Below are 3,169 nucleotides of genomic sequence, written 5' to 3'. Positions count from 1 at the left end.
CCGCGGCTGAGTCGCTACAGCATCAGCTCCGGCGCCCATCGCGATTCCGACCCGACGGTGGCCGGGAGGTGGTCGGCGCTTCCCGTCGCGGAGACGGACACCACAGTGCGGGCGCACTACCAGGCCGACCAGCTGCTCGCCCGTCACGGCGTACTCACCAAAGGTGCGGTCGCCACCGAGAACATCCCTGGCGGGTTCGCCTCGATGTACAAGGTGTTGACCGCGTTGGAGGATGCGGGCCGGTGCCAGCGAGGCTATTTCGTCGAGTCGCTCGGTGGTGCGCAGTTCGCGACCGCCAGCACCGTCGACCGGTTGCGCACCCATGCCGACAGCATCGACGACAAGCAGGGCGCCCTGCGGACCATTGCGTTGGCGGCGACGGATCCGGCGAACCCGTTCGGGGCAGCCCTGCCGTGGCCGGCGCGCGGCGATACCGACACCGCCCACCGCCCGGGTCGCAAAGCCGGGGCGCTGGTGGTGCTGGTCGACGGCGAGTTGGCCTGGTTCGTCGAACGCGGTGGGCGCTCGCTGCTGAGTTTCACCGCGGACGCCGAAACCTCCAACGCAGCGGCGACGGCGCTGGCCGAATTGGTTTCGCGACAAAGGGTTCCGGCGCTGCTGGTGGAGAGGGTCGACGGTGTCCCGGTTCTCGAGGCACGCGATTCGGTGGTGTCGGCGGCGCTGACGCAGGCCGGGTTCTCCAAGACGCCGCGCGGGCTTCGGCTGCGCTGATGCCTGAAGGCGACACCGTGTTCCGCACGGCCACCAAACTGCGGGAGGCGCTGGAAGGCAAGGAGTTGACGCGGTGTGATGTCCGGGTGCCGCGGTACGCCGCGGTGAACCTGGCCGGGCAGAAGGTCGACGAAGTGCTCAGCCGGGGCAAGCACCTGTTCATCCGGGTGGGGGCGGCCAGCATTCACTCGCATCTGAAGATGGATGGCGCGTGGATCATCGGCCGGGTTCGGGCGCCGGCCTACAAGGTGCGAATCGTGCTGGAGACAGCGGACTCCCGGGCCTCGGGCGTCGACCTCGGAGTGTTGGAGGTCCTCGAGCGCGCTGTCGACATGGAGGCTGTCGCACATCTGGGACCGGATCTGCTCGGCGACGACTGGTCGGCCGAGACGGCGGCGGCCAACCTGATGGCCGATCCCTCTCGACCGCTGTCCGAGACACTGCTGGATCAGCGGGTGATGGCCGGCGTCGGCAATGTCTACGCCAACGAGTTGGGGTTCGTGTTCGGGCTGCGGCCGGGGACCGCGGTCGGTGCGCTGACCGATCCGTTGCGGGTGGTCACCCGCACCCAGCAGATGCTGTGGGCCAATCGATCACGGATCAATCGCACCACCACCGGCAACACCCGCCCCGGCCAGGACGTCTGGGTGTACGGGCGCGCAGGTAAGCCGTGCCGTCGGTGCGGCACGCCCATCGAGACGGATCGCTCTGGGGAGCGCATCACCTACTGGTGCCCCACCTGCCAGCGCTGACTTCTCGCCCCTCTTCGCCGAAACTGTATTCCACGCGGCACTTGTGGATAACTACCGCGCTGCAAGCAATCTCGACGATTTCTGTCGGTGCTGATTATGACCATTCATCCATGGGAAAGCCAGTCATCGGTACAGAAGCCGTCGCCGACGGGATAGTCACGAGCCATGGACTCAGGCGCAGATACAGGCCGATCTACCCGAATGTGCACGCCCCCGAGGGAAGCCTCACGCTGCGCGACCGCACGATCGGCGCCTGGCTCTGGTCGCAGCGCAAGGGAATCGTCACAGGGCTGGCGGCAGCCGCGTTGCACGGTTCCCGCTGGGTCGACGACGACATCGACGTCGAGCTGATCTTCAACTGCACGCGACCGCCCCGCGGCATCATCGCCCGCAACGAGCGCATCGGCTCCGACGAATGGCGGGAGCTGGCGGGAATGCCGGTAGCTACCCCGGCACGCACGGCGTTCGATCTCGGGCGCTTCCGCCCGCACGACGCGCTGGGACGCCTCGACGCATTGATGCGGGCCCAGCCGTACTCGGTCGACGACGTCATGCTGCTCACCAAGCGCTACAAAGGGGCTCGCGGAGTGGCACGACTGAAAGCGGTGCTGCCGTTCGTTGATGGTGGCTCGATGTCACCACCAGAATCGTGGTGGCGCAAGCTGGTCATCGATGCCGGGTTCCCGGTGCCCACGACGCAGATACCCGTCTTCGACGAGCATGGCCTCCCACTTCGGGTCCTCGACTTCGGCTGGGAGAACTACAAGGTCGCGCTCGAGTACGACGGCGACCAGCATCAGTCCGACCGCGCGCAGTACCTCAAGGATCGGCGCGTCCTGCCGAAACTCGCACGACTCGGCTGGCACGTGAGGTCCGTCGTCAAGGAGGACAACCCCGTCCACGTGATCGAGGAGCTACGGGACGCGATGACACGCCGCGGGTGGCGCGGTCGAATCACGATCCCCAGGTATGCGTACCGCTACGCCCACGCCGAAACTGTACTCAGCGCGCCCAAATACGCGTAAAGCCCACGTGGAATACAGTTTCGGCGCTGGGGCGCCAGGGCGAAAAGCCAAGCTAGACCGTGCAGCCGACGCCGGCGACGTCGGTGGCGATGACGCACGCCGACGGATTCGACAGCTTCCAGTCACCGTCCTGGTTGACCCAGTAGATGTTGTGGGTCTTGGTGCCCCAGATCGGGATCGTCACCGCGATCTGCGCGTCCAGTCGATCACCGTTGAGCACCGGGTTCTGCACCTGCCAGTTGACCATGCCGCCATAGGTGTTCAACCGGTTGGCGATGTTGTCGGCGGTCGGCACAGCAGCCTGTCCGCCCGCCAGCTTGGCGGCGCGCTGGTCCGCGGGCGCCCCGGTGTTGAGCACCTGCTGCAGATCAGAGGTCAACTCCCCGGCGCTGGGTACCGCCGGCTGAGCCATCGCGACCCCCGCTCCTGTGAAAGCACCTGCCGCCAAAATCGTCATCGCCGCGAACGCAGCACGCATCAACACATTCCCTTCCGAACATTGCCCGACCCACGCAGACTTCATCACGCCCGCATCGATCCGACAAGACCTACGTCCGGCCCCCAACGCCGAAACGGTATTCCACGGGCGTTGTCAAGCTGCGTGGAGTCGGTCGGGGTCGTTTTCGGCGGGAAGGTTGATGCCGACCACGGGGCTGGGGC

The 3,169-nt window shown here is 66.6% G+C and carries 4 protein-coding genes; 3 read left to right on the top strand and 1 reads right to left on the bottom strand.

What is annotated here, in order from left to right:
- The 3 genes from WA965_RS13810 to WA965_RS13800 form a co-directional block, all read left to right on the top strand.
- The coding region (locus WA965_RS13810) for an Lhr family helicase (RefSeq protein WP_526447641.1) at positions 1-732 on the top strand (732 nt) is incomplete at its 5' end.
- Complete coding sequence (gene nei2 / locus WA965_RS13805) at positions 732-1,484, top strand: endonuclease VIII Nei2 (protein ID WP_526303125.1); 753 nt, start codon at positions 732-734, stop codon at positions 1,482-1,484. The genes WA965_RS13810 and nei2, both read left to right, overlap by 1 nt.
- 110 nt (positions 1,485-1,594) lie before the next feature.
- Positions 1,595-2,509, top strand: a complete 915-nt coding sequence (locus WA965_RS13800) for a putative endonuclease domain-containing protein (protein ID WP_526303124.1) — start codon at positions 1,595-1,597, stop codon at positions 2,507-2,509.
- A 52-nt stretch (positions 2,510-2,561) separates the two neighbouring features.
- Here the strand turns inward: WA965_RS13800 and WA965_RS13795 are convergent, their stop codons facing one another.
- The gene (locus tag WA965_RS13795) at positions 2,562-2,987 is read right to left on the bottom strand and encodes an MTB12 C-terminal domain-containing protein (RefSeq protein WP_526303123.1); all 426 of its coding nucleotides are present in this window, start codon (positions 2,985-2,987) and stop codon (positions 2,562-2,564) included.
- Positions 2,988-3,169 lie beyond the last annotated feature (182 nt).

The organism is Mycobacterium sp. (assembly GCF_049683935.1).
In the GTDB taxonomy this organism is placed as follows: Bacteria; Actinomycetota; Actinomycetes; order Mycobacteriales; family Mycobacteriaceae; genus Mycobacterium.
The sequence above is the reverse complement of the archived record's forward strand: the minus strand, read 5'-3'. Positions and strand labels throughout refer to the sequence as shown.

Bases quoted from the DNA above. Each gene is read 5' to 3' on its own strand.
- nei2 (WP_526303125.1), top strand. From the start codon at position 732: ATGCCTGAAGGCGACACCGTGTTCCGCACGGCCACCAAACTGCGGGAG.
- WA965_RS13800 (WP_526303124.1), top strand. From the start codon at position 1,595: ATGGGAAAGCCAGTCATCGGTACAGAAGCCGTCGCCGACGGGATAGTC.
- WA965_RS13795 (WP_526303123.1), bottom strand. From the start codon at position 2,987: ATGCGTGCTGCGTTCGCGGCGATGACGATTTTGGCGGCAGGTGCTTTC.